Raw genomic sequence first — 26,246 nt, forward strand, 5'->3', positions numbered from 1 at the left:
AACTGAACTACCGCTCCGCATCTTCAATGTTATCAGTAAGTTGACTTGGCTGTTGTTGCCCTGTCCCCTGACTGCGGCGCAGATAATACGTATTCCCCTATGTGGAGTCAACGCTTTTTATTAATAAAATTGTCATCTGCGGTTTGTTTGCCTGTTAAATAGGCATTATGTCGAAATAAAATTCAAACTGGGTGATTTAGCAACACTTCATCACATGATTAATAAAAGGGATTTAGGGCTTTTCAGATTTGCCCCCTTTCTTAAACATGCCTAACAGTTTTTTAAAACCTTTTGGCGCTTCCTCCATGGAAAGATCGGCATCAGTCGTGGTTGAAGCTTGCTTTGTTGGGGTGGGCGACGATTTTGGAGACGTGCGCTTTTTACGCATAAAAATAATGACAACTGCAGCAATCACGCCGATCAACACAATTGAACCGTTCACCGCGATTAATAGCATCGTCAAGGTACCGTCATCCATTTCATCTTGCGAGGACTGATCGTCTGGCATCACGGACGCGGGGGTCGTTTCTGGCGACGCAACTAACGGCGCACTTCCGTCGACTATTGGGTCTTTTCCATTTATTAATGGATCTTCAACTTCAGGCTCTTGGGGACCCTCAGCGACAAAACTAAATTCAGGCACATCCAAAATGAAGTCTCGCCCGTTCACTGTTGTTCCATACGCAGTAATCTTTACTCTAAAAATGCCTTTCTCATAGGCAACAATTAGATGCTCACGAGGCTCACTCCCCCCTTCAGTTAAAGAAAAGTTCTGCATGTCTGCATTGGGGAACTTTACTTTTCCATCCACAAGTAAAGACTCAATATCCACGAGCTCCCGATCAACATCAATTATGATCTTGTGATAGCCATCACCACCGCCATTCATTTCGGCGTCAATAGAAACAGGGTTGTTATGTAAGACAATCGGTTGGCTTTCTTGCTCACGGGTATACATGGGAGTAATAACGCGAAAAACGGGCTTCCACTCACCCGCCGGTATTTTTAAATTAAATTGCCCGGTAAAGACACCATCTGCTGGGCGTTCGTCCATTCCTCGGCCGTCGTCTTGAAACGTAGCAATATTTTGATCGCCTGTACCGAAATTTCCGAAGTTAGGATTGTTCGTGCTTTTAAATTCAATATCGAGCTCAACCACATCTCTAAACTGTTTGTTATCAATCGGCTCGCCGTTATTCGTGAGATACGCCGTAGATTTTAAAATTTCACCGGCAAACAAAACGTTAGGTAACGGGTCCGCATGTAACTCAATGTTCGATATCACCATGACACGGCTTTCTGGCAACACCTGACCAACAGCCTGCCACGGCCCAGGAACTGGGTTTTTAATGGTGATCATGTCGAAGGTGTCTGCATCGAACCACTCTACTTTCTCTTCGTCCACCCGCCCTTGAAACAGTTTAGAGCCATCAGGCCTTACAAGTACTACTGGGGCAGAGCCATATTCTCTGAAGAAAACCATAGTGATTTCTTCAACGTTATAATCAACGCGAAATCGGTTTTGTAGGAGTTTGATTGAATTTGTGTAGTTATCGCCTAAGTCAGTAAGCGGCGAGGTATCGACATTTTGATTATTTGACTGAGGATTTTGTACCGCACTATCTGCTAGCTGCCTTGCAGCATCGCGCTCGTCCTCTAGCGACTGAGCGCCAGCGGTTAAGTGTATAAACAATGATAAAAGAATTACCCAATAAAACCACACTCTCACGCTACGCTGCTCCTGCATTGTTTGGCTGCTTTATTTCTATTTGATTATGTTCTGCTAAGACACCTCTTCAGGCTGAGGACGCCATAAGCATTTGCCACCCGCTTTTTCCACTATGTCCAAGCGAGCCTCGTGCTGTGTTATTTCATCGGCGGTAGCTTTAATAACCTTTAATTTATTTGCGCTTCGCTTAACTCTTCGTATCGCGGTGGAATCGGCATCACTGCCAGAGCTAGATGCTAGTTTAAGTTTAGTCTGCCCACCGGTCATTAACAGGTAAACATCTGCTAGAATTTCCGCATCCAGCAAAGCGCCGTGAAGAGTTCGATGACTGTTGTCTATACCATAGCGCTTACACAACGCATCGAGGTTGTTTTTCTGGCCAGGGTGCATTTGGCGAGCAAGGGTCAGCGTATCAAGTACATCACAGATTTGATTGGTAATGACGCCCTTTGTTGACGTTTCCATACCAAACTCGTGATCCATAAAGCCCACATCGAAGGGGGCGTTATGAATAACAAGCTGTGCCCCTTTGATAAAGTTAACAAACTCCTGAGCCACCTGAGAAAATGTAGGCTTGTCGGCAAGAAATTCATTGGTTATACCGTGAACTTCAATTGCCTCTTGTTCAATGTGACGGCCCGGGTTGATGTAAACGTGAAAGTGATTCCCCGTCAAACGGCGGTTAACAACTTCAACACACCCTATTTCGATAATGCGGTGGCCTTCTTTGGGGTCAATACCTGTGGTTTCAGTATCGAGAACAATTTGGCGCATGGAACCTCTACTATAATTACACTTTCATTTTTTGATAGTATATCAATCCCTTCGCAATCCGCTAAGGGAAAAGATACGATAAATTACGCTAGTTAAATCAAAGGAAACCTTGTGGCTCAAAAGACCATTCATATATACACCGACGGCTCATGCTTGGGTAATCCAGGACCGGGCGGGTACGGCGCTGTGTTAATTTATAAGCAACACAGAAAAGAGTTGAGCGATGGCTTTGCCCACACCACTAACAATCGCATGGAACTCTTAGCCCCTATCGAAGCACTTAATAGCTTAAATGAACCTTGCAACGTCGAATTGACCACCGACAGTCAGTACGTAAAAAACGGCATTAATCAGTGGATCCATAACTGGCGCAAAAATGGTTGGCGCACGGCTGACAAGAAGCCAGTAAAGAATGCAGATTTGTGGCAACGTTTAGATGAAGCGGTAAAAAAGCACAAAATTAACTGGCATTGGGTGAAAGGTCATTCGGGTCACCCTGAAAACGAGCGCTGTGATGATCTTGCACGCGGTGCTGCAGAGGCAAACCCAACAAAGCCTGATGAAGGCTTTATTGGAAAGTAGCATACCTCCACGAAACATCTTTACTGCAAACCATGACTAAAAGCTCTCACCGATAGCTTTTATCAAAGACGTTTACCTCGAACTTTTACCACGAAAGCACCAACTTGCCCTGTGTATCGTTGTTTTCCAATCGCGCATGAGGCTTGTCGATGTCATCAATGCTGTAATGGGTATCGATGTTTACATTTAGCTCTTTATTTTCAAAAGCGGGCAAACATACGTTGGAAAAGTCACGTACCAAGTCCGCTTTATACTCGTCACTCCGATTTCTCAGTGTTGTTCCAATAATCGAAGCTCTTTTACCCAACAGCATTGCCATGTCGAGATTATCGGCGTAACGTCCTGCGAGCATAGCTAAATAAACCACTTTTCCATCTTGCTTTAATATTTTGAGGTTTCGGTTTAAGTAGTCACCACCTACCATATCAAGCACCATATCACCCCCTTCAGGCCACACTTTTTTAAGAACGTCATCAAACTGCTGCTTTTTGTAGTTAATAAGGTGCTCTGCACCATTGTTTTCACAAAGGGTAAGCTTATCTTGGCTTGACGCTGTTACGGCACTATGTACGCCCCAATATCGACATAGCTGAGTGGCGGCCAATCCCACACCACTTGCGCCCCCGTGTATCAAGGCGCGTTCAGCGGGCTTAATGTGAGCAATGGTGCGCAAACACTGAAATGCGGTAAGGAAAACTTCGGCAAGACCTGCTGCTTCAAAAAATGGCATGCCCTTTGGGATAATCATTAGGTGGGCAGGATTAACAATGACTTCAGTAGCATAGCCACCACCGGCAACCAAACCAAATACTTCATCTCCCTCTTTAAAGGTACTCACATCACGGGCAACTTCTGTTACAACGCCAGCGACCTCTAATCCGAGGATTTCACTTTCCCCTGGCGGAGGTGGGTAGTTGCCTTGGCGCTGCAACGTATCTGCTCGATTTACACCGAATGCTTTGACCTCTACTTTTACTTTTCCTGATGTTAGAGATAAACCTTCGCATTCCTTAACAACCAACTCGCTTGGGGTACATCCCTTTTCAAAATCCACATAGCGCATACTTTGCCCCTAATCCTAGTCTTAAAATTTTAATCGTAATGTATCTACGTACTTCAATAACAATCAGTTTGGGGTTCTTATGAGTTTATACCAACCCAGATTGGTATTATTAAACACAGAACCTCTGAAAATGCGTATAATCGCGGCCATTACCGTAAGCATCTAGAATGGCTTACATCAAATATATATTGTTTAAATTACCACGAGAGCCTACATGTCAGCACAGGTCATATTACAACCATCCAGAGATAAATCACTTCGCCGTAAACACCCGTGGATTTTCGAGAGCGCCGTGGCTGAGCTAAAAGGCCGTGCTCGAGTTGGCGATACGGTAGATGTTTTCGACTCTGAAGGCGACTGGCTAGGGCGAGGCGCTTACTCGCCAAATTCTAAAATTCGCGTTCGCATGTGGACGTTTAAAAAAGAAGAAAGCATTGATAATGGCTTTTTCCTGCGCCGCTTAGAAACTGCGCTAAACCTGCGTAAGCGCTTGTTTGACCGAACCCAAACGAATGCGTTTCGTTGGGTAGCGTCTGAAAGTGATGGTCTTCCCGGTATCACGATTGATCTCTACGACAATGTGGCCGTGGTACAGCTTCTAAGCGCTGGCGGTGAAAAGCACCGAGATAAAATTGTATGGGCAATCACCAAGCTAATGCCTGATGTTCACATCTATGAGCGCAGTGACGTTGATGTACGTAAAAAAGAGGGGCTAGAGCCTGTAACAGGCGTGCTTCACGGCGAGCCACCAATGCAGGTTACAGTAAAAGAAAACGGTATTAATATCGTTGTTGATATAGAACACGGTCATAAAACCGGTTTTTATCTCGATCAGCGTGATAGCCGTGCCGCAGCTGCACACTATGCGAAAGATGCCGACGTACTCAACTGTTTTAGCTACACAGGTACGTTTTCATGTTACGCACTCTCTGGCGGTGCTAAATCCGTGACTAACGTTGATGTATCTCAGCCTGCTCTCGATTTAGCCAAACACCATGTAGCCATCAATGGTTTAGACGAAAACAAAGCCAATTACGTAAATCAAGACGTGTTTAAGGCACTCAGGGAGTATCACGAGCAGGGCAAACAGTTTGATATGGTAATACTCGACCCGCCAAAGTTTGTCGACAGTAAGGCAACACTAAATCGCGCTGCCCGCGGCTATAAAGACATTAATATGTACGGTATCCATGCGGTTAAATCTGGTGGGTTGTTGCTGACTTTTAGCTGTTCAGGTCTTATGCCTGCCGATTTATTCCAGAAGGTCGTTGCCGACGCAGCCCTTGATGCTGGCCGTACTATAAAAATCATTGCAAGACTAAATCAAGCGTCTGACCACCCTATCATTGGTAGCTACCCTGAAGGCTACTATTTGAAAGGTCTAGTTTGTGAAGTCACCGACGATTAGAAATGAAAAAGCGCCCTCGTTGTTATAAGAACTTGGGCGCTGATTTCATTTATTGAATTGCCATAGGTTATACAAATAGCTTAGAAAGCGAGAAATAAACCTTACATTTTAAGAAGCGAAGGTTACGTCATTTGGGGAAAACCCACTATTATCTGAAAAGCCATTCGATAGATGCGGTGCAGACTCACATGCTTGCCCTTCAGTAACCTCCTCTTTACTCTCCAATTTTTTCCATACCATTTCGTGGAAATAAAATGCTACGGTATTAACCGCTGGCTCGACCAAGGCCACTGCACCGCCCACTATTAGGCTACCTGTTAGTAAGTAAGCAACGGTGAATGCAACCGAAAAGTGCATGACTGCAAAGGTAAATGTCTTTTTCATAATAATCGCTCTCTCAAAAGTTTAAATTTGTTTGCTTTCGCATTAATGAGAATTATTATCAATTGAGGATGGAAGTTAAAATAGAAAAAATTGAACGGCTTATTCGAAATACTGAATGAAAATAATGTCTCGTGTATTACGACTGAATGGGGCGAAGGGGGGAGCTTCGCCTAAGTAACAGAAAAGTGACTACTTCATCTGAGAAATTTCAACACCTATTATGCAACTAGACTCAGATTCAGGCTTACAGCGAACAACAGTCGCCAACGCGGCCAAAGAGGGAATTTGAGAACTAGATGATTCGATAGCCACACTCACCTGAGTGCCTACTTCAATCGAGGGTTCATCAACCTCTAAAGACATACCAGTAGCGCTGATATCTCTACACATTGCCTGCATGGTGCGGCTCGACTCATCGTCAGTAATTTGCAACTGACAAGGCGAATTTACCATCATCCTGAAAAAATTTCGCTTATCGTCGTATCCCAACATGTCTACATCTCCCGATTTTTAGCTTTACGCTTTCGACTACACTGTTGTTATAGGGTGATGACGATAACTTGTCAATCGAACTGTCCAAAATTTATTCAGCAATATTGTAAAAATGATATTGGTCTTACCTCAATCGTACGTTGAAACATAGCCATTGGGTAATTGCATTAGGTATTTTCTACTCTGTGAATGGGTCGATGCCACGACCGCTTGGTGGCGAGCGTGCCTGTTGTCATGAAAAAAATTGATGCATATACACTTAAGATCCTATTCGCGCCCTACCCCCTGCGCGTCAAATGGATATTTACCGTTCTCGGCCTTAAAAGTCCGCCAAATGAAGCGTAATGCGCTTCGCCGAAATCGGGTAAGCCGTTCCGAGTTGTTGCGCAAACAAAGAAACCCGCAGTTCTTCTATCATCCAGCGCACGTCATTAAGCGCTTGAGGCACTTTACCTTTGGGGTACTTGCTGCACGCTTTTTCCCATTCTTTAATCGACTTTTCTACCGTGACCTGATGCATTCTGTCTTTGTTAGGATCGATGGGAAGCTTTTCCAAACGGCGGGCTAGGCCCTTAATATAGCGATTCCAATCATCTAATCGGCTCTCGCCAATTTCAGAAACAAAACCAGGAAAAACTAGTGATGCCAAGTGGGCTTTGCAGTCACCTAGGGCGTTTATCATAGTCAGCGGCACATTACCTTTCATTTGCTTTTGGCATTGATGCGCGAGGGTAAGCCCCTGCTCCACTTGTTTGGCAATCTCTAACACTCTGTCATTAATGTTTGCACGAGCAATCTCTAAACAGGCTTCAAAATCGGCTTTGCTGCGAATGTCGGTGTTATTGGTTTTGCAGTAATCACTGACAATGGCATCGATACCCGCAAAAATACAATCATCAATTAGCGCCTTCACTTGTCCAAATGGGTTGAAATACAAACCCAGTTTGGCTTTGTTAGGTAATTTGCTTTGTAAGTAATTAAGCGGCGACGGCATGGCGTTCTTAATCAAGACGTTCACGCCTTGCTTATGCAGCACTTGGGCTTTATCTGCTTCTTCAATGAGCGCAATATCTACCTTATCGCCCTTTTGTACCAGCGCTGGGAACGCCTGAACTTCAAACCCGCCTACTTTCTGCACGAAGGTTTCTGGCAAGCTTTCGAAATCCCATTGTTCTATGTTATTTCGCTCTAACTCCGGTGTTGCGGCTTTCTCAAAGGTTTGTTTCACCTGCCCTGCACACTGTTGTTTAAGCGCGTGCAGGTCGTCACCTTTGGCAATGTCATCACCGTTGTCATTAACTACCGCAAAGTGCATTTTCAAATGCTTATCAAGCTGATCTAGATTCCACTCTTCGCTCTCAATAATCACGCCTGTCATTTTGCGTAGCTTATCGGTTACAGCTTCAAGCAAAGGCACCGGGCGGTTGTTTTTATCTGTTTCACTGATATCAGCAAGGCACGCTTCAGCAAAGTTGGGCGCAGGCACAAAGTTACGACGCAAGCGTTTAGGCAAGGTTTTAATTAACCCCACAATAAGGTCGTGCCTTAGCCCCGGCACCAGCCAATCAAAACCTACGTTATCAACTTGATTGAGCACAGGCAGCGGGATGACAACAGTTACGCCATCGTCTTCAGCGTTAGGTTCGAAGTTATAGCGTAGCGGCAGCGTAATATTGCCCTGGCGCCATACATCAGGAAACGCGTTCGCTACCGATTGCCCCGGCTGCTGTCGATATACGTCTTCTTCTTTAAACGTTAAATTGTCGTTGCTTCCGTGTTGCTTAAACCACTTCTTAAACGCCGCGTCGTTATTGGCTTCAACCGGAATACGCTTGGCATAAAAGCTAACCAGCTCTTCATCATCTACAATCAAATCGCGACGGCGAGTCTTTTGCTCAAATTCATCAGCTTGTTCCAGCAGTGCCTGATTTTCCTGTAAGAAGCTGTAATTGAGCTTAGTATTGCCCTCGACTAACGCTTCGCGGATAAATAGCTCGTGGCAACTTGGCGGGTCGATAAGGCTATAAACCTTCGCACGCTTCATCACTATGGGTAACCCGAACAAAGTTACTTTTTCAAAGGCAATCACCGCGCCGCGCTTTTTAGACCAGTGTGGCTCTGAATAGCTTCTTTGCACAACATGCTCGGCCAAAGGCTCTACCCATGCTGGGTCAATTTTTGCCACCATACGAGCAAATAGCTTAGAGGTTTCTACAAGCTCAGCTGCCATTACCCATTTGGGCTGAGACTTTGATAGCCCTGAACCCGGGAAAATAAGAAAGCGCGAATTACGCGAGCCCATATACTCGCGCTCTTTATCTTTAAAGCCCATGTGAGACAGCAAGCCGCTTGCGATGGCTTGGTGAATAGCCTGATAGTCGGCTTCTTGCTTTGAAATGCCAAAGCCCAGCTCAGCGATAGACTTTTTAAGTTGGCTAACAATGTCCTGCCACTCACGCATACGTAAATAGTTGATGAAATTTTGCTTACACCATTTGCGCAATTGGTTTTGACTCAGCGCGTTTTGTTGCTCTCTAAACGCCACCCACAAGTTGTAAAGACTGATAAAGTCAGAATCTTTATCGAGGTATTCGCTGTGCTTCTCGTCTGCTTGCTGGCGTTTTTCCTGTGGACGCTCTCGCGGATCTTGAATTGAAAGTCCCGCTGCAATCACCATGACTTCGCTAAGCGCGTTCGTGCGTTCGGCTTCAATCACCATACGAGCATAGCGAGGGTCGATAGGCAATCGTGCTACTTGACGACCTAAAGGAGTAAGCTGCATCTTGCCGCTTTGCTTGGTTTTCCGGTTATCTTTGCCTTTTGCGATAGCTTGAATTTCTTCAAGTAAGCGGAAACCGTCGTTGATATTGCGGTTATCAGGCGGCTGAACAAATGGAAACGCAGCGATATCGCCTAACCCTAAAGCAAGCATTTGCAAAATAACCGACGCTAAGTTGGTTCGTAGGATCTCTGGGTCAGTAAATTCTGGGCGGCCTAAATAGTCTTCTTCACTGTAAAGACGAATACAAATACCGTCAGACACACGGCCGCATCGCCCTGCCCGCTGATTCGCTGACGCCTGAGATATTGGCTCAATAGGTAAACGCTGCACTTTACTTCTGGCGCTGTAGCGTGAAATACGGGCAAACCCCGGGTCAATGACGTATTTAATGCCAGGCACCGTGAGCGAGGTCTCTGCCACGTTGGTAGCAAGTACAATGCGTCTGCCGCTGTGAGACTGAAATATGCGGTTTTGCTCTGCCGCCGACAACCTCGCATACAGCGGAACAATTTCAGTGTTGCGATAATGCTGTTTGCTCAAGGCATCTTGGGTGTCGCGTATCTCGCGCTCCCCGCTTAAGAACACTAAGATATCACCTGGCGCTTCACGCATTAGCTCGTCGACTGCGTTTACGATAGCGTCACTTTGATCAATATCGTCATCATTGTCTTCTGGCGCGTGGTAACGAATTTCTACCGGATAAGTACGTCCACTCACTTCGATAATAGGCGCATTATTAAAATGCTTAGAGAATCGCTCTGGGTCAATAGTAGCTGATGTTATGATGAGTTTTAAATCAGGGCGTTTATCTAAAAGCTGACGCAAATAGCCCAACAAGAAGTCGATATTCAGGCTTCGCTCGTGGGCTTCATCGATAATGATAGTATCGTACTGATTTAAAAAGCGGTCTTGCTGCATTTCAGCTAGCAGCATACCGTCGGTCATAAGCTTAACGTAGCTTCGCTCGCTCACCTGATCGCTAAAGCGAATTTTAAAACCCACCTTTTCGCCAAGCGGCGTGTTGAGCTCTTCGGCTATACGAGTGGCTACACTTCGCGCCGCTAATCGTCTTGGCTGGGTGTGGGCTATCATGCCATTTACACCGCGACCTAACTCTAAGCATATCTTAGGTAGCTGCGTAGTTTTACCCGACCCGGTCTCACCCGCAACAATCACCACTTGGTTATTCGCAATCGCCTCTTTGATATCTTCTTTTTTATCGCTAACCGGCAGCGGTGGGTATTCAACTTTAGGAAGGTTGTCTTTACGCCATTGGCGTTTTTCTATCGATGCATTGATGTCGCTTTCGAGCTTTTCAAACTGCGCTTTTAAGCTTTCTTCGCTAACCGCAATGTCACGTTTTGAAGCTTTGGGATTAGCAGCTTTTTTCTCCGCGCCTTTTCCTTCAACACCAGATGTATCATTCACTTTTTGTGCAAGCTGCGTAATGCGTCGCTTTAAACGAAACTTATCTGCGCTTAAACAATCGTCTAGTTTGTTGTAAAGAGGTTTTATAGCAAATGGTGAAGACAAAGTGACATCCTAAAGCGTGTATCTAATCATCAATAAAATTCGGGCGGTGATCCTAGAAGATACCGCCCTAAAAAGCCAGTGTGTTAAGCGTTACGAGAATTTAAGCGCTTTGGGTTAATTCATCGTCCTGGGGCGTTTTAAAACGGGGAAAACCGAACCAAATGGCCGCCACACCAAACACAAAAATCAGCATGGGATACCAGCAGTACGGCGTAATAGCTAATGGTGAAATACCCACTACGGCTGCGGCACTTAAAAGCTGCGCGCCGTAAGGGACTAAACCTTGGAAACTGCACGAAAAGATATCCAAAAGTGATGCCGTACGACGAGGGTCAACGCCGTATTTTTCATTCAGGTCTTTTGCAATTGGACCAGCGGTAACAATCGCAATAGTGTTGTTCGCCGTTGTAATGTCCAAAAAGCTAACTAAGCCAGCAATACTGAACTCAGCGCCTTTCTTTGACGTGACTTTACGGGTTAAACGCTCGATTAACCAGGTTATACCGCCGTTAGCGTGCATAAGTGCCACAATACCGCCTATGGTTATGGCAATCATCGCTAAGTCCTGCATCCAGCCCATCCCTTTTTGAATGCTTTGCATCATTGAAAGTGGCGTAAAGCTTCCTTGTAGCAAGCCTACTACGCAGGCACTGGCAATACCCACTGCAAGTACGCTAATGACGTTAAACCCTGTTAGCGCAAAAGCGATAATGCACAAGTAAGGCACTATGCGCCAAAAATCGTAGCTGCCGCCTTCAACGATGCCAGAAGTATCAACATCCACCATAAGCAGCAACGCCATGGTGACGATGCATGCCGGCACAGCAACCATTAAGTTTGCCTTGAACTTGTCTTTAAGCTGAACGCCTTGGGTACGGGTTGCGGCAATGGTGGTGTCTGAAACAAACGAGAGGTTATCACCGAACATTGCGCCCCCCACCACAATACCTAGCGCCATTTCTACCGGCAGCCCCAAACTTGTGGCAAGGCCTGCACCTATTGGCGAGAGCGCAGTGATGGTACCCATGGAAGTACCCATTGAAAATGATATGAAACAGCAAATCAAAAAGAGGCCTGGCAATATAAGTGCGGAAGGCACAAATTGCAGCGCCATATTAACCGTGGCATCCCGAGCGCCAATATCAATAGTTACCGCATAAAACGCACCGGCTAACAGGAAAATAAGCACCAAAAGAATAATGTTTTTATCGCCACCGCCTTTGCAAAACGTTTGTACTTTTTCAGAGAAGCTGACCTTTTTCCCTTTCGGGTTTAAACATAGGCCATACCCAGCGCTGATAAAAAACGCCACCAAAATAGGCATCGCAGTAATATCGTTTGTGGTAATTCCTGTCACTACAACAAGTATTACAAAAAGCAAAATGGGCGTTAAACCTAACGGGTTGGGTGCGATAGAATTTGGTGCAATGTCATTATTTTCGTGCACAGAAAACTCTCTTTTGGGTTTTATTGCGTGACAGCAAAGGTTTAAAGGCTACGCTGAAAAGCCACCTGCCGGTTGCGAGTGCGTAAAAAAAGCTTCAACCAACCATGTTGTGACGGTTTTTGACGGTGAAAAGCTAAAGCTGCAAAGGATAAAAGGTTTTTACGGTATTGAAAAGACATTTACTTTCCAATAATTAACTCATCTGCACGGTTCCAGACGCTACGATTGGATTTCGAGTTATTAAAGGAGTGACGCTACAACCATTTAGCCGTAGAACGCGACTGCCGCCCAGCTATTTTTAATAGCAGTGTTGCATAAATGTTTGGCATAAGTGTGTGGCATAGCTCTGTTACGTAGAAATATGGACAGGCGCTATCAGTCATTTACGTTAAATTCTAAGCTCGCTAGGGGTTTTACCTGTAAGCCGTTTTACCGTTCGTCGAAAGTTAGGTAAATCGTTAATGCCCATTGCATTGGCCGCCGTCTCGTTACTCACTTTGTGCACCGAAAGAAGTAAAAGTACATGATTGCGCTGTACTTCCTCGCAGAGCGCGCGATAGCTAGTGCCGTACTCTTTTAGTTTCCGCTTTAGCGTAGCCACACTGACGTTTAAGGTTTCCGCTAATTCAGGTAGTCCGATATTTGCTGCCTGTGTGTTGGAGGATGCATAAACATAACGCCTCACAAAATCAGGCAAAGACAAGCGATTTTGCAATTCAATAGAAGCCCCTTCTTTTGTTTGCGTTGCGCTGTTACTAACGACACCTTCCAGAGAAACATGTGATTCAGCAGAACAATCCGACTGAGCTATTAGCTCCAAAGGTTGGCGTAATACGTCTTTCTCAATGCAAATACTGTTAAAAGCGCGATTAAACGATAACTTAAGCCCAAGGTGGGTTTCGTAATCAGCAATATTTCTTGGTCGACTCTCGGTAAAAGAGAAAGATAAAGGAATTCGCTTATTCGCTATACTTTTCATAAGTGCAACAACGCTTGCGAATGCCACTTCAATGGAGAACTGAAGCTGTTTGCTGCTTACCCCTGTAAACTGAGGCACTAACATTATTTGGTCTGCGTTTTCAAAACGCTGAAACTGACATAGCGGTAAGCTACACCACCTAAATGTTGGGTGTTGAGTAAGGTGTAAAAGTAGCTGCTCAATATTTTCACATGTTTTAAGCACGTGCAGCGGACTAGCAAGCCACTGCGAAGCGAAAGCTCCACCCAATAAAAAACTGACATCATTACCTTTGGTTTGACTATGAACATTGACTAGCAGCGATGAATATTGGTTTATGCTTATTAGCGAATTGGGTTGTAACGACTCCTCAAAAATGCCTGTACCGCGCAAGAGTTTATTCTTATTACCGCCACGAGAGAGCGCCACATTAAGTACCGCCCGCACTAACCAATATCCAACGATGACTTTATTTTGGCTAGACATCACTACCTGCTCGCGACCAGCACTATCACTACCAGTGACACCCACGCCTAAATCATCAGCATCCCCTTTTGCAGAGACACCCATGCTAGATATGCGTGTTGAATGGTAGCGCCCAGCACCGGAAGCTGCATCTTCGTTTGCAGAATCTCGCAGTGCGTTAATTCGTGGTAACGTTAAATCCATTAGATATTCAGCGCAGGCTTCTTCGTGCACATACACAAGCTACTTTCACCAATCTGACCAACCTACGCTGCACTGTCATGAGAACGCTCAAGCTCAAAGAGCATGGTGTTTAGCACAGTCGCAAGGCGCTGATTAGGTAACAACGTTACTTGAGTACTGCGTGCGGTGGTATAAATGGCGTTGGCATTGAGACTATGTCTAAAAGCAAGGTGCTGAATACTTACTTTGATATCATTCAGGATGACATCGGCCTGCATGGGCGAGACGTCTGGCATCAAAATAGCAAACCTATCACCAGCGTAACGACACGCTAGATCTTGCTGCCGCAAATTCATAACCACCAATTGTGCAATGTCGTGCAGATACCTGTCGCCTTCTGTGTATCCATACTTTTGATTAAACTTAGAGAAGTTATTGATATCGATGATGGCAATTACAGCTGACTTTCCGGAATGCTGTAATTTATTTATTTGTGCTTTCCAATACTCTGCACGGTAAAGTTGAGTAATAGGATCGATAGCATCGTGATCCCGAACGTCCCATTCACGACGTCGTAATTGCAAATTTAACGCGCGCTGCTCTAGGTGCCACTGATACAGTGCCGCGGTCATTACTACCATACCCACAGCCGCAGGATAAGACTCAATCATGCTTAGCCAATAAGCCTCTTCAGGATAATGAAAAAACTCATCCAAGAAATCTAAACTGACTGAAAATAGAAAGAAGCCGAGTCCTACCGTGAGAAGGCTCGTTACTTTACCTGGAGGACGGCTGGCAAGCGCAGCTAGCATCCACGCCAAAGTTAAAAAAGCAATGCTTCCCTCTCCCACAATATCGAGGCCTGATATCACGGTGCTTTCTTTTGCATTGCCAAACATAAAAGCCAGGCAAACCGCCAACGTTACCACGCAAAACGTAAATACCAGCCAAAGCTTGTGATGCCTAAATTGTGTTGAATTTGTAAAGGTAAACATAGTGCTCTCTTTGGAAATCTCTTGAATTGGATACATCACGCGTTAGTCCGGCCACCGCCAGCGCTCATAACAAAACGAGAGTCTTGCCCAAATCTGATGAAACTGTCGAGGGTCAGTTTGGCTCAGCAATGTGACATCTTGATGGCAGCGAACTTTAGGAGCATAAAAAAAGACACATAAACCAAACAAAATCAGTAATTTAAGCAAGGGTCAATTTAGCTCAGCCAATTGCAAATAGGCGACAATTACCGATTGTGTACCGCTTGTTCCATCAAATCGTCATATAACTGTCATGCAGGATTCTTAGGGTACTCATTCACTTACTTAGCACTTATTCAAAACGCCTTTTTACTGCTTAATTAATTGGAAAATAAATGAAAATTAAAACCGCGTACTCTTCTCTAACACTTGCCTGCATAGCGGCAATGGGCCTTAGCGTCGCTATACCTGCTTCAGCTGCTGATGGCGTAATTATCGGTTCAGTAAAAGACACCGCACAGACGCGCAGCTATACCGGTGCTCAAATTAAGCTTAAAGAATTAGGACTGGTTACTGAAGCTGGCACAGACGGTACATTTCGGTTTCCCTCTATTCCAGAGGGTACTTACACGCTAGAAATTTCTTATCTTGGTGAGGAAACGGTTACGCAAGCGATAAAAGTGACGGACAACGGCATTGCGCGCGCAGCCGTGGAGTTTGGCAGCGGCGATACCATCGATGAGATCTTGGTACGTGGTCAACGAAGCGGTCAGGCAAGTGCCATAAACCAGCAGCGAACGTCAGATCGTATTTCGTCTATTGTATCCGCAGATGCCATTGGACAATTTCCAGACCAAAATGCTGCTGAGTCGTTACAGCGTTTACCTGGCTTGTCGATTGAGCGAGATCAGGGTGAAGGTCGTTTCGTCGGCATACGCGGTATCGACCCCAACTTGAATAACGTAACCATTAACGGCTTGAATATTCCCTCGCCTGAATCAGGCGTACGTTCAGTAGCCCTTGACGTTATTCCCTCTGAACTCATCCAAACGTTGGAGGTATCTAAATCGGTAACGCCCGACATGGACGGAGACGCCATTGGTGGTTCAGTCGCGGTGAAAAGCGTGAGTGCGTTTGATAAGGCTCGTGATACCGCGAGCATTACCGTGCAAGCCAGTCAAAATGATTTACGCGATGAAACCAGTCCAAAGCTTTCTGGTACGTTTACCAAGAAGCTTTCCCCTGAATGGGGGGTGGCTGGCGCCATTTCCTACTTTGACCGAGATTTTGGTTCAGACAATGTTGAAAGTAACGGTGACGATGAGCTTGAGCAACGTCACTACACGATCACTCGCGAACGTTTGGGGAGTGCGTTAAATATAGATTTTCGTCCTGACTTCAACAACCAATACTTTCTTCGCACACTTTACAGTGAGTTTTCTGACGACGAATACCGTCAAGGTAATATATTCACGTTCGATGGCGAAGACTCAGAAATAGAAAGAGAAAGTAAAGACCGCTTTGAAAGCCAGAGTATTTTTACTGTGGCGCTTGGTGGTGAACACCAATTAGATACCTGGAAAGCAAACTGGCAGCTCGGTTATGCAAAGTCTGATGAAGACGAGCCAGATGCACTGTATTACGTATTCAAAACCGAAAATGACAGTATCGACGCAGACTTAAATACTATGCGTCCAACCGTGTCACAAAACGCTGATGCCATGGACTTATCAACCTATGAAGTCGATGAGATCAGCTTTGAAGATAACTACACGAAAGATACCGAAACCAGTATTAAATTCGACGCCGCCCGCCCCATCAACCTTGGTGGTTATATCGGTGAGTTAAAAATTGGCTCGAAATACCGAAGCCGAGAAAAAGACCGCGACAGCAGCATCGCTATTTTTGATGGAGAATTCGACGACCTAGACGCTTCGCAATTCGGAGCTGCCAGTCCAGACTACTCTCTTGATGACTTTGGGCCTGGGCTTAATCGAAGTGAAATGCGTAGCTACTTTAACGAAAACCGCGAGAGCTTGGAATTAGACAGCCTAAATTCTGAAGTAGAGTCTCGTGGCGCGACCTATGTGAATGAAGAGGATATTTTTGCCGCTTATATCATGGGCAGCGTAGATATAAATAAACTTCATTTGGTAGCAGGTGTACGCTATGAACGTACTGACTTTTCTACATCGGGTATGCGAGTAGAGCTTGTAGAAAACGAAGAAACCGACGTGGAAGAAGTGGTAAATACGCCATGGGAAGCAGAGCGCGACTACGATCATTGGTTACCCAGTGTAAATGCCAGATACACTGTTTCAGATAAACTTCAGCTTCGCGCTGCCTACACCCAAACTATTTCACGTCCAAAATTTGAAGATGTGGCTGCGTTTCAAATTATCGAAAGTAAAACCGAAGAAGACGATGGCATTTTCGTTACAGAACGTGAGGCGGAAGTTGGCAACCCTGACCTTCAACCTTACGAAGCACAAAACGTTGATTTGTCGATTGAGTACTACCCGGGTGACATTGGTGTAATTTCAGCGGGGTTGTTCTATAAGACTATCGACAACTTTGTTGTGTATGCAGATGTTGCAGGTACCACTGGGTGGGAAGGCTTTGAAGAAGTTATTCAGCCAATTAACGGCAACTCTGCTGACTTGACCGGCTTGGAGCTTTCTTGGGTCAAAGCGTTTAATAACGGGTTTATTGTATCTGCAAACGCCACTTTTACCGACTCTGAAGCGACAACTTTCTTAGACGGCGAAACGTTCGAAACCCAATTACCGAATCAGTCTGATCGCATTGGTAACTTAACCATTGGTTACGAAGCGAATGATTTCAGCGTACGACTTGCCACCACGTATAAAAGTGAAAACTTTGAAGAGATTGACGGTGATATGCTGAGATTTGAAGATGACCATGTACAGATTGATTTCATGGCCCGTTATTACATTAACGACAGCATGCAGGTGTATTTCAACGGCATTAACCTAGGTGACGAGCCTTTCTATAACTACTTTGATACACGTAGTCAAAACGCGCAGTACGAGGAGTATGGCCGTACCTTCGAGCTAGGTTTTACTTGGCAGCTAAATTAATCACTTTTATTTGTTGTTAATGTTCAGGTGTTCGCAAGCTTTTTTCATGGGGCTTGCGCCATCTGCTTTTGAGAGTCTTTCATGCACGTTTTACCTACATTTCTCCCTACCACAAAGCCAACATTGGCAACCTTGTTTGCGGTTGCGTTTTGTTTCACTTGCAGCCTTACTTCAGAGTGTGTAGAGGCAGAGCAAACAAACCCAGTTCATTCCGTGGCAAAAACTAACGCTTTTAATAATGCGACCGCTACCAACGAGCAGTACTCACGTAATTATTATGCGCACACCACTATAGAAGGCTTATCGGTACCGGATAACGCGGTTTCTTTTTTAACGTTAGGTGATTGGGGCCGTAACGGTCACTTTTATCAAAAACACGTTGCTAAATGGCTAGATATTGCAAGTTACCAACTAGATGCAGAATTTATCGCCACCACCGGCGATAACTTCTACGACAACGGTGTAGCCTCAATTGATGACCCTTACTGGCTGTCTTCTTACGAAAACATTTACCATCAACCTCATTTATTCATAGATTGGTACCCTGTGCTAGGTAACCATGACTATCGAGGAAACTGGCAGGCGCAAATAGATTACAGCAATAAGAGTCGACGATGGGAAATGCCGGCGCAGTATTACAGCAAAACATTAATACTTGACGACGGAAGCTCAGCTCTCTTGTTGTTTATCGATACGTCGCCGCTAAACCCCGACTATGCAGGGGATGCTAAATACCAGGAAGCTTACTCACAAGGAGCGTCTGAGCAGCTTGTTTGGATAAATACTATGCTGGACAAAGAGCAATACACCTGGAAAGTTGTCATTGGCCATCATCCACTTTATTCAAGTGGTAAACGCTTCGGCAAAACAGACGCTATCAAAGACGTGTTAGAACCTATTTTTCACGAACATGGCGTAAACCTTTATATTGCTGGGCACGAGCACGACCTTCAACACAACCAATTACCCGGGGATGATCTGGTGCACATAGTATCCGGTGGCGGCTCAGAAGTGCGCCCTGTTGGTAACTACGACTTTACGCAATTCTCAAAATCGACGGGCGGCTTTGTCAGTGTGAGCATGACAGCTAAAAACATCTTCCTTAATTATATCGACCATAATGGAAAGACAATTTATACACATACAATGAATAACACCCACACAGCATCTTTGCCGAACACGACTCAGGATTAAAAATGACAATGAATAACAGAAAAACAAAAGGGCTGCTTCGCGCAGCAGCAAAGGCCGTCGTTTTTACCGGTGCTCTAGCCACACTTTTTAATTGTGCAGTTCAAGATAAAACAGACTCAAAAACCCAAAGCAAGTCTTCAGGCACTGTACTTAAGCTCACACACCTTAAAGAAGGTTTTAAGCAAACGCTTTATTACCAAAACAATGATCAAGCTAACGCTTACAAAGACACCCATGCTAGCAACACAAAAACTACAGCGCTTACAAAGACACCCATGCCAGCAGTGTCTTACAAAGACACCCATGCTATTGACCTTCAAATAAACGAGCATAAAGGCATTTCACTAACTAACAGCCAAGGTAAAACTCATTTTATTAAAGGAAGCTATGTTGTTGCACATGCTGAAGTAGCTAGCTCGGCGAACAAGCAATGGGTGTCTTTGGTAGTGTTTAACAACAACACGCAACAAATTGAAGCGTATCGCATATCTGTTGACACCATGGCGGTGCAACAGCAGCTTAGCGAACCCGCAAAAGGCTCAGAGGCCATATGCGCAGCAATGGGCGCGCAAGGACATCCGCACATTATCAATGTAGATGCAACGGGCACTCTCAATCAATATGAACTGCACCATGATCGCTTTTTGTCGCTACGCAGCTTTTCCATAGGCCCTGGCATTAAGAGTTGCAGTGTTGACCTTGTTTCGCAAAGCATCTATTTGGCCGACGAATTCGCCGGGGTATGGAAGGTTAACGCCAATATAGAGAGTGAGTTAGAGAAAACGCTTATTTTTCATGAAACAGATACACCAGTCGAAGGCGTGAGCGTCTTACCCTCAACTACCCTAAATTCAAACAGCAGCCTTGTTGGTTGGGTAAGCCCAGATAAAAGCGGCCTATGGCTTCAAAATCAATGTCATGCTGAATTCGTAACGTTAATGCGCGACGAAGATGGAACCGCTGAAAGCATAGAGCCTGAATTTATTCACTTAGCCACTTTTGAAAATAAAGAAGGGCCAGGAATTACTGTGGTAGTAGATGATGACGCATCGGGCAGGGTTTATTCAGCAGCACTGTCGGCTGATTCGGCCGCTGTATATTTTAACGATGGGTGTCTGGCTAAAAAAGGCGGTGTCGCTCAAAGCGACAAGGATATTCATATCCAACATAAGGTGGTCAAGGTTTTGCCCTCTGCGCAAACTCAGCCTGTACAAAACTTTGGTGATGCGGCTGATGACCCTGCTATTTGGGCAAATTCGCAGAGCCCTTCAGAAAGTCGCATCATTGGCACCGACAAAAAAGGCGCATTGGTTACTTACGATCTTTCCGGCCAGCAATTTCAAAGCCTGCCGATAGGAAGAGTCAATAATGTTGATGTCGGGTATAACGTTGCAGTAGCCAATGTGAACACCGCCAGCGCAGAAGAATTTACTGATATTGCCGTTGCTTCAAACCGAACACATAACAGCTTGTCTGTTTTAGAAATAGACTCTAGCGGTAAACTCAGACATTTAGGTGAGATTAAGACAACGCTAAGCGATATTTACGGAATGTGTCTTTTTGTCAATAAAGGGATAGCTCATGTGTTTGCAAATGATACCAGTGGTCGCTTCGAGCGATATGAATTATCAATCAACCAAGGCAAAGCCGTTGAAGGAAAGTTAAGTCAGACCTTTTCTCTTCCATCACAGCCTGAAGGGTGCGTGGTAGATACCCACACCAATACAGCTTACCTCGGAGAAGAGGCCGCAGGTATCTGGGTGCTAGATATCAGCTCTACTGATAATACACCTACATTTATTTCAGCAATAACCCCGCCAGTTGAAGCTGATATAGAGGGTTTGGCACTATTTACCGTTGATAACAAGAAATACCTCATCGCATCAAGTCAGGGCAATAACAGCTACGCCATCTATCACATACATGAAGAAAGCCCTAAAACGCTAACACTTATGGGGCTAGTTGAAATTGCTGCTGACAGGACAAAGCAAATTGACGGGGTATCGGAGACTGACGGACTGGAAGCAACGAATGCCGACCTTGGCGGTGCTTTCACCGAAGGACTTTGGGTTGTACAAGATGGCCGAAACGTAATGCCAAGCCAAAATCAAAACTTTAAACTGGTCGCAGGTTCAGCGCTTAAAGATGCCATAAGGGAGCTAGTAGAACCTCAAGACTAAGGGCAAGCGATTTGAGTGACGAACTTATTGCTGAAACAGAGCTGCGCCTTGCAGGCGCAGCTCGCTAACACATGTCCAATTTCGCATTAGCGCGCTGATAGTGATTAAAAGGAGCGCAAACCTGATAAGGGCTAGCCAGCTCTCTGATAGCCATCGTTCAATTGAACGTCGATGGCGCGTAGCACAGCCGTTCGGTTAATTGAGCCTAATAGCACACCATCATCATCGACGACGGGGTAAACCCGTGGTTTTTCCTTAAGCAGCAATTGCGCTAGCTCTATTACTGACATGTAAGGTTTCACCGACACCACCGGCGTTTTCATGATTTCCCCTACCCTACAGATTTGCTCGCGATAATAGCTTGACGCAATCATTTGAGCGATACAGTCTTGCTCAGACAAAAAGCCTACCACTTTTCCTTTACTATCGAGTACCGGACCACCACTTTGCCCACTGGCTAACAACGCTTCGACAGCCTGCGCAACGGGCATATCGACATTAAGCTTCACTGGGTGAGTATTCATATAATCACTGACTTGCAACGATTCCATTTTCAATTCTCCAGCCGTGGCGCCTAATGTGACCGATACTGCGACTTATTTGGCGTTACGGCACTTCAATTATTTTTAACCACATGTGAAAGCAACTTTCCCCCACACTTTAAGATTAGACCTTTCGTTGCGTACAAGCCAGCACATTTAACATTAAAATAACAAATAGATTTTTCAGTGGTTAGTCTTTGTAGATTGCCACTTTCACATTACCATTTACATCAATGCTAGCGCGGTACATACCCGCAGAATTAAATGGCATTGCTACGTTGCCTTTTGCGTCAATAGCAATTACACCGCCATCACCACCAGCGTTAACTAACACGTCGTTCACCACGGTATTCGCAGCGTCGTTCAACGACAAACCTTGGTACTTCATTCGGGCACAAATATCAGCCGCCACGTTGTACCGTATAAAATACTCACCATGCCCAGTGGCCGATACCGCACAGCTTTCATTGTCGGCATAGGTGCCTGCACCAATTACGGGGGAATCTCCAATACGCCCGTATCGTTTAGCCGTCATTCCGCCAGTGGATGTTCCTGCGACAATGTTACCTTCACTATCCAACACCACAGCCCCGACGGTGCCAAAGCGTTCATTGCCTCGCTGTAAACCGTAACCATTTGAAGCTTGCTGCATACGCGCTTTCGCCTTATCTAAGGCCTGCTTGCGAAACTCAGTATCAAAAACGCTATTGTCTACCTGCTCAAGGCCGTTTTCTTTTGCGTAGTCTTCAGCCCCTTTACCGGAAAGCATAACGTGTGGAGATTCATTCATTACCAGTAACGCCGCCTCAATTGGGCTTCTTATCGTTTTAACGCCCGCTACAGCACCTGCATTTTTGCTGCCGCCATGCATAATCGACGCGTCAAGTTCGTGCTCACCGTTGAAGGTATACACCGCACCAATACCAGCGTTGAACAACGGCGAACTTTCAAGAATTTTGATGGTTTCTACTACCGCCACTTCACCTTTTTCGCCTTCCTGTAACAATGTGTAACCATGCTTTACCGCATGAGTTAATACCTTTTTGTAGTCCGCTTCTTTCTCTGGCGTCATCGATGATTTTAAAATGGTGCCTGCACCGCCATGTATAGCGATAGCTACGGGTGGTTTTCCTTGCGGTTCGAGATCAGCCGCAAATGCTGGAACACTTGTGAAAGCTAAAGAAACCGCCAGGGTGCTTATGGTATACAGAGTGCGGTGAATCCTATCTGGTTGGCAAGATAAGCGAGATGAAAACAAACGGGTTACTCCTTTAATAAAAAATACCGCTTCAAGTAATGATGTATGAAGCTAGTGCGTGGGACGTTATTATCCTATTCACAATAGCTTACGATGACACAGAAACGACAGACAAGCTAGGCCACCTCAAGAAGCTCTAAAAAGGTATTAAGACGTCGCCAATGGAAGGGAGCTGCGCTTTTACTTTCACCCAATCGGCGACTTTTGACAACTCCCATAAGGCTTCGAATTCTTTTTGCAGCTGCACAGCGCCAATATCAGCTGACATGCCTTTAAGTTTAAGCGACAAAACTTGCACTTGCGTAAAATCTTGCCCTTCAACTGCCTTTTCCAAAAGCTTAAATTTCTCTGGGGCGTTTTGTGAATAAAGGTCACACACGCGAGTAAAAAGTGCCTTGTCCCCCATAATACGTTCGATAGCATCGTCTTTTTGCCAGTATTCATCACTTAAAGCGTTCAACCTCTGGTTTGGCTCTTTCTCGGGTTTAGCTGAAAGCTCACTGGGTTCAGCGTTTGCTAGGACATCGTCGCTCATATTATGTTTCCCTGTTTCATTGAAATCATCGGCTGCATCAACACGCTGTTTAACTTCATTATCTATCGCACTGAGTAGGCTATCCACCAGCGGTGGATTGTTCTCATCATAGATACCTTGTTTTGCATTTTCTAAAGCCGGGCTTTGGATACCAATAATATCGGTGCTTACCAGTGATGTAACCTGGTGAACTAGCCACTGCCTCACTTTGGGTATGAGTACATCAGCAATTATGGGTTTAGTGGCAAAGTCGTTCATTCCCGCCTCTAAACACTTCTCTTTTTCACCAAGCATAGCGTTTGCAGTCATTGCAATAATCGGCACATTTACATGCATCATCCCTGCTTTCCCCTCACGAATAGCGCGGGTAGCCTGGTAGCCATTCATGTTTGGCATTTGGCAATCCATTAATATACTGTGGATTTTGCGTCCTTTACTTTTACATTTTTGAAGAAAAGCAATCACTTCTTCCCCGTCTGCGCAGGTAAATAACTTAGACGGTAAACACTCCAATACACCTTTAGCTACCTCTCTATTAATCATGTTGTCGTCAACAATAAGAAGACGTGTGTCCTCTATAGAGAAAGGTGACGCACCTGCATCTTGTTCACTAGGAGTGTCAACTTCCTGTTTATCACATTCGCTTTTTGCCTTGGCATCTACTTTTATCCTGCCATCGGTTTGAACGGCATCTAAACCTTGTTTTAACGTAACAAACGTAGAGCGAAACAAGGGCTTGGGTAAATACAATGGGGTGAAATGCGTAAACTCATAAGGTGCCCCCTCTAGCTTTTGAAGAATAAATACCATAGGCATGGTGCTAATATCGTTACCCCTAGCGTGGCGCTGCCAAATCTTGTCAATTTCACCAATTAATGCGCTCGATTAAATCGAAAAACTGATGGTTGATATCCAGTTTCCCAGCCTCTATTTTTGACAGGTCAAGTACATCATTTATCAGCACGCTTAAGTTATTACAGCTAATCTCCATCATGGAAACCAGTTGCTCCGCTTTTTCATTAAGCGGTTGCCGCTTCAATAATGCAAGAGAACCAACCACACCGTTTAGAGGGGTGCGCATTTCATGACTGATGTTGGATATAAAGGAGCTCTTCACCTTACTGGCCTTACGAGCCTCTTGCGTTGCTTCTACCAGCTCTTTTGTTCTGCTCACCACTTTTTCTTCAAGCTTTAGGTTTACTCGTTCTATGGCATCCTTCGCCTTATGTTCGTCTGTAACATCGCGGATGACGACGGCAACACCAGAGAACTGTGACTGTTCGCCCCAAATCGTTGACGCAGTTATCAATAATGAATGTTCATATTTTTCATCATCAACGTAAGGCTTTGTAAAGGTGACTTGTTTGCCTCCTTTAGCAAGTACATCTTCAAGCCCTAGCAAAGACAATGGCTTAAAAGACGAATAGTGTTGGTTAATGATTACCTGAGAAGGGATGCCAAAAAGTGACTCGGCAGCTTTATTCCAGCTTTTCACTATGCCCATTGAGTCGACACTAAATATAGCGTCCTTTGAAATATCAACAATAGCGACGGACTCACCGCGCACTTTGGCCAGTTCAATATTCTTATTATTGCTGCGATACACGAACAGCAAAATGCTTATGAAAATAATTGAAACGATACCAATTACACTATAAACACTTAAACGTTTTTCGTTTATTAACGCGCTGACTTGGTTTTGAGGTAGCAGTATGTGAAGGTAAAAAGGCGTGTGACGATGTCTTGCTCCTATAGCAAACGCCCGAGAAACCGCGAATTGCAGACCCTGCGGTTCACTTTGAGGCATTATTTTCGAGCGCCCAATACTTTGTGTTACTGAGAACTCGCTCTGCCAAGTTACTGCGGGATTTAGGTCTTTAGAAAACGATTTTTGACTGTCAGGGTGTAACACGAAATATCCATCTTGGTCAGTGACATAAAGTGCCTGACTTCCCATTAATGCTTTAATCATTTGGGAGAGCAAATACTGCGCATTGACGTTCATAATAATGAACCCGTAGCGCTCTCCCTCATCGCTAAGAATTGGTAAGGATAAACGAATCACACTTTTATAAGGGTACTCAAGCTTGCCATGTTCCCGATTCAAATTGATATCAGATATATAAAACTCGTTCTTGTCACTTTTTACACTTTCAATGAAGTAATCGCGAGACGCTTTTGCCTGCAAATCAGCGTCGCGAGCAATTAAAACGCTCCCCCCCTTGCGCTCAACCCTTATAAATTCGGCCCCCTCTTTATCGGCCTTTATTACTCTTAACTGGTCTATTTCCTGGTTATTTTCGATAAAGGCAACAAAGATAGTTTCTAGGCGATGCTTCCATTGAACAAGAGTAGTGCCGTCTTTAGGGTCTACATTGCTATTCTGAGTTGCACGAACAATACCGCTTATCGGAGGTGTTTGATGCAAAAAATTTAGCGCATTGAGATATTTTACAACCTGCGTTTCTGCTACGTTTTCTGCATTCAACGCACTTTTCTCTAGCGTCTTAAAAGCTTGGCTTTCAGCCGTTGCTTTAATGTTGCTCTCAAACAGACTAACGACCAGCACAATTAGCGTCGCAGCGAGCGCGATGGCTACCGCAAACGTGCTTTTCGCTTCATTAAAAGCAGGTTTTGATGGTAGGAACGACAAGCAGGTAAT

Annotated in this window: 18 protein-coding genes; 5 read left to right on the top strand and 13 right to left on the bottom strand. The window is 45.0% G+C overall.

The window, feature by feature from the left end:
- Positions 1-232 precede the first annotated feature (232 nt).
- Both ACX5KA_RS18995 and dnaQ read right to left on the bottom strand, forming a co-directional pair.
- Positions 233-1,729, bottom strand: coding sequence for a TIGR03503 family protein (locus ACX5KA_RS18995; protein WP_458731940.1), 1,497 nt, complete (start codon positions 1,727-1,729; stop codon positions 233-235).
- Positions 1,730-1,783: 54 nt separating this feature from the next.
- Entirely contained in the window at positions 1,784-2,503 is a 720-nt protein-coding gene (dnaQ, locus tag ACX5KA_RS19000) for a DNA polymerase III subunit epsilon (protein ID WP_039223908.1), read from the bottom strand.
- A gap of 111 nt (positions 2,504-2,614) precedes the next feature.
- Between dnaQ and rnhA the strand changes: the two genes are divergently transcribed.
- Positions 2,615-3,085, top strand: coding sequence for a ribonuclease HI (gene rnhA, locus ACX5KA_RS19005; RefSeq protein WP_039223905.1), 471 nt, complete (start codon positions 2,615-2,617; stop codon positions 3,083-3,085).
- Between the two features lie 85 nt (positions 3,086-3,170).
- Here rnhA and ACX5KA_RS19010 read toward each other — a convergent pair whose 3' ends face one another.
- Positions 3,171-4,148 (bottom strand): NAD(P)H-quinone oxidoreductase, encoded by a 978-nt coding sequence (locus tag ACX5KA_RS19010; RefSeq protein ID WP_458731941.1) that lies wholly within the window; start codon positions 4,146-4,148, stop codon positions 3,171-3,173.
- A 214-nt stretch (positions 4,149-4,362) separates the two neighbouring features.
- Here ACX5KA_RS19010 and ACX5KA_RS19015 point away from each other — a divergent pair, with 214 nt between their 5' ends.
- Entirely contained in the window at positions 4,363-5,556 is a 1,194-nt protein-coding gene (locus ACX5KA_RS19015) for a class I SAM-dependent rRNA methyltransferase (protein WP_458731942.1), read from the top strand.
- Positions 5,557-5,664: 108 nt separating this feature from the next.
- Here the strand turns inward: ACX5KA_RS19015 and ACX5KA_RS19020 are convergent, their stop codons facing one another.
- The 6 genes from ACX5KA_RS19020 to ACX5KA_RS19045 all read right to left on the bottom strand — a co-directional run bounded on the left by ACX5KA_RS19020 (position 5,665) and on the right by ACX5KA_RS19045 (position 14,795).
- On the bottom strand, positions 5,665-5,940 hold the full coding sequence (locus ACX5KA_RS19020; RefSeq protein WP_458731943.1) for a DUF2061 domain-containing protein: 276 nt from the start codon (positions 5,938-5,940) through the stop codon (positions 5,665-5,667).
- 189 nt (positions 5,941-6,129) lie between these two features.
- A complete protein-coding gene (locus ACX5KA_RS19025; protein ID WP_039223891.1) occupies positions 6,130-6,432 on the bottom strand; it encodes a PilZ domain-containing protein in 303 nt (100 codons plus the stop codon).
- Between the two features lie 319 nt (positions 6,433-6,751).
- The gene (hrpA, locus tag ACX5KA_RS19030; RefSeq protein ID WP_458731944.1) at positions 6,752-10,747 is read right to left on the bottom strand and encodes an ATP-dependent RNA helicase HrpA; all 3,996 of its coding nucleotides are present in this window, start codon (positions 10,745-10,747) and stop codon (positions 6,752-6,754) included.
- 100 nt (positions 10,748-10,847) lie between these two features.
- Complete coding sequence (locus ACX5KA_RS19035; protein WP_039223884.1) at positions 10,848-12,194, bottom strand: Na+/H+ antiporter NhaC family protein; 1,347 nt, start codon at positions 12,192-12,194, stop codon at positions 10,848-10,850.
- A 388-nt stretch (positions 12,195-12,582) separates the two neighbouring features.
- The gene (locus tag ACX5KA_RS19040; RefSeq protein ID WP_458731945.1) at positions 12,583-13,821 is read right to left on the bottom strand and encodes an AraC family transcriptional regulator ligand-binding domain-containing protein; all 1,239 of its coding nucleotides are present in this window, start codon (positions 13,819-13,821) and stop codon (positions 12,583-12,585) included.
- 62 nt (positions 13,822-13,883) lie between these two features.
- Positions 13,884-14,795 carry a diguanylate cyclase domain-containing protein gene (locus tag ACX5KA_RS19045; protein ID WP_039223881.1) on the bottom strand — a complete coding sequence of 304 codons (912 nt, stop codon included), beginning with the start codon at positions 14,793-14,795 and terminating at the stop codon, positions 13,884-13,886.
- Between the two features lie 374 nt (positions 14,796-15,169).
- Here ACX5KA_RS19045 and ACX5KA_RS19050 point away from each other — a divergent pair, with 374 nt between their 5' ends.
- The 3 genes from ACX5KA_RS19050 to ACX5KA_RS19060 all read left to right on the top strand — a co-directional run bounded on the left by ACX5KA_RS19050 (position 15,170) and on the right by ACX5KA_RS19060 (position 21,249).
- Entirely contained in the window at positions 15,170-17,875 is a 2,706-nt protein-coding gene (locus ACX5KA_RS19050; protein WP_458731946.1) for a TonB-dependent receptor, read from the top strand.
- 81 nt (positions 17,876-17,956) lie between these two features.
- A complete protein-coding gene (locus ACX5KA_RS19055) occupies positions 17,957-19,069 on the top strand; it encodes a metallophosphoesterase (protein ID WP_458731947.1) in 1,113 nt (370 codons plus the stop codon).
- Between the two features lie 8 nt (positions 19,070-19,077).
- Entirely contained in the window at positions 19,078-21,249 is a 2,172-nt protein-coding gene (locus ACX5KA_RS19060) for a phytase (protein WP_458731948.1), read from the top strand.
- A gap of 131 nt (positions 21,250-21,380) precedes the next feature.
- Here ACX5KA_RS19060 and ACX5KA_RS19065 read toward each other — a convergent pair whose 3' ends face one another.
- The 4 genes from ACX5KA_RS19065 to ACX5KA_RS19080 form a co-directional block, all read right to left on the bottom strand.
- Positions 21,381-21,800, bottom strand: coding sequence for a CBS domain-containing protein (locus ACX5KA_RS19065; RefSeq protein ID WP_039223874.1), 420 nt, complete (start codon positions 21,798-21,800; stop codon positions 21,381-21,383).
- Between the two features lie 181 nt (positions 21,801-21,981).
- Positions 21,982-23,049, bottom strand: a complete 1,068-nt coding sequence (locus ACX5KA_RS19070) for an isoaspartyl peptidase/L-asparaginase family protein (protein WP_458731949.1) — start codon at positions 23,047-23,049, stop codon at positions 21,982-21,984.
- 136 nt (positions 23,050-23,185) lie between these two features.
- Entirely contained in the window at positions 23,186-24,400 is a 1,215-nt protein-coding gene (locus ACX5KA_RS19075) for a response regulator (protein ID WP_458731950.1), read from the bottom strand.
- A gap of 49 nt (positions 24,401-24,449) precedes the next feature.
- The gene (locus ACX5KA_RS19080; protein WP_458731951.1) at positions 24,450-26,237 is read right to left on the bottom strand and encodes a histidine kinase dimerization/phospho-acceptor domain-containing protein; all 1,788 of its coding nucleotides are present in this window, start codon (positions 26,235-26,237) and stop codon (positions 24,450-24,452) included.
- Between the last annotated feature and the right edge of the window lie 9 nt (positions 26,238-26,246).

This window comes from Alteromonas alvinellae (genome assembly GCF_902705805.1).

Bases quoted from the DNA above. Each gene is read 5' to 3' on its own strand.
- ACX5KA_RS19045 (WP_039223881.1), bottom strand. From the start codon at position 14,795: ATGTTTACCTTTACAAATTCAACACAATTTAGGCATCACAAGCTTTGG.
- ACX5KA_RS19020 (WP_458731943.1), bottom strand. From the start codon at position 5,940: ATGAAAAAGACATTTACCTTTGCAGTCATGCACTTTTCGGTTGCATTC.
- ACX5KA_RS19055 (WP_458731947.1), top strand. From the start codon at position 17,957: ATGCACGTTTTACCTACATTTCTCCCTACCACAAAGCCAACATTGGCA.
- ACX5KA_RS19065 (WP_039223874.1), bottom strand. From the start codon at position 21,800: ATGGAATCGTTGCAAGTCAGTGATTATATGAATACTCACCCAGTGAAG.
- ACX5KA_RS19025 (WP_039223891.1), bottom strand. From the start codon at position 6,432: ATGTTGGGATACGACGATAAGCGAAATTTTTTCAGGATGATGGTAAAT.
- ACX5KA_RS19075 (WP_458731950.1), bottom strand. From the start codon at position 24,400: ATGCCTATGGTATTTATTCTTCAAAAGCTAGAGGGGGCACCTTATGAG.
- ACX5KA_RS19060 (WP_458731948.1), top strand. From the start codon at position 19,078: ATGAATAACAGAAAAACAAAAGGGCTGCTTCGCGCAGCAGCAAAGGCC.
- ACX5KA_RS19015 (WP_458731942.1), top strand. From the start codon at position 4,363: ATGTCAGCACAGGTCATATTACAACCATCCAGAGATAAATCACTTCGC.
- ACX5KA_RS19010 (WP_458731941.1), bottom strand. From the start codon at position 4,148: ATGCGCTATGTGGATTTTGAAAAGGGATGTACCCCAAGCGAGTTGGTT.
- ACX5KA_RS19040 (WP_458731945.1), bottom strand. From the start codon at position 13,821: ATGGATTTAACGTTACCACGAATTAACGCACTGCGAGATTCTGCAAAC.
- dnaQ (WP_039223908.1), bottom strand. From the start codon at position 2,503: ATGCGCCAAATTGTTCTCGATACTGAAACCACAGGTATTGACCCCAAA.
- ACX5KA_RS19050 (WP_458731946.1), top strand. From the start codon at position 15,170: ATGAAAATTAAAACCGCGTACTCTTCTCTAACACTTGCCTGCATAGCG.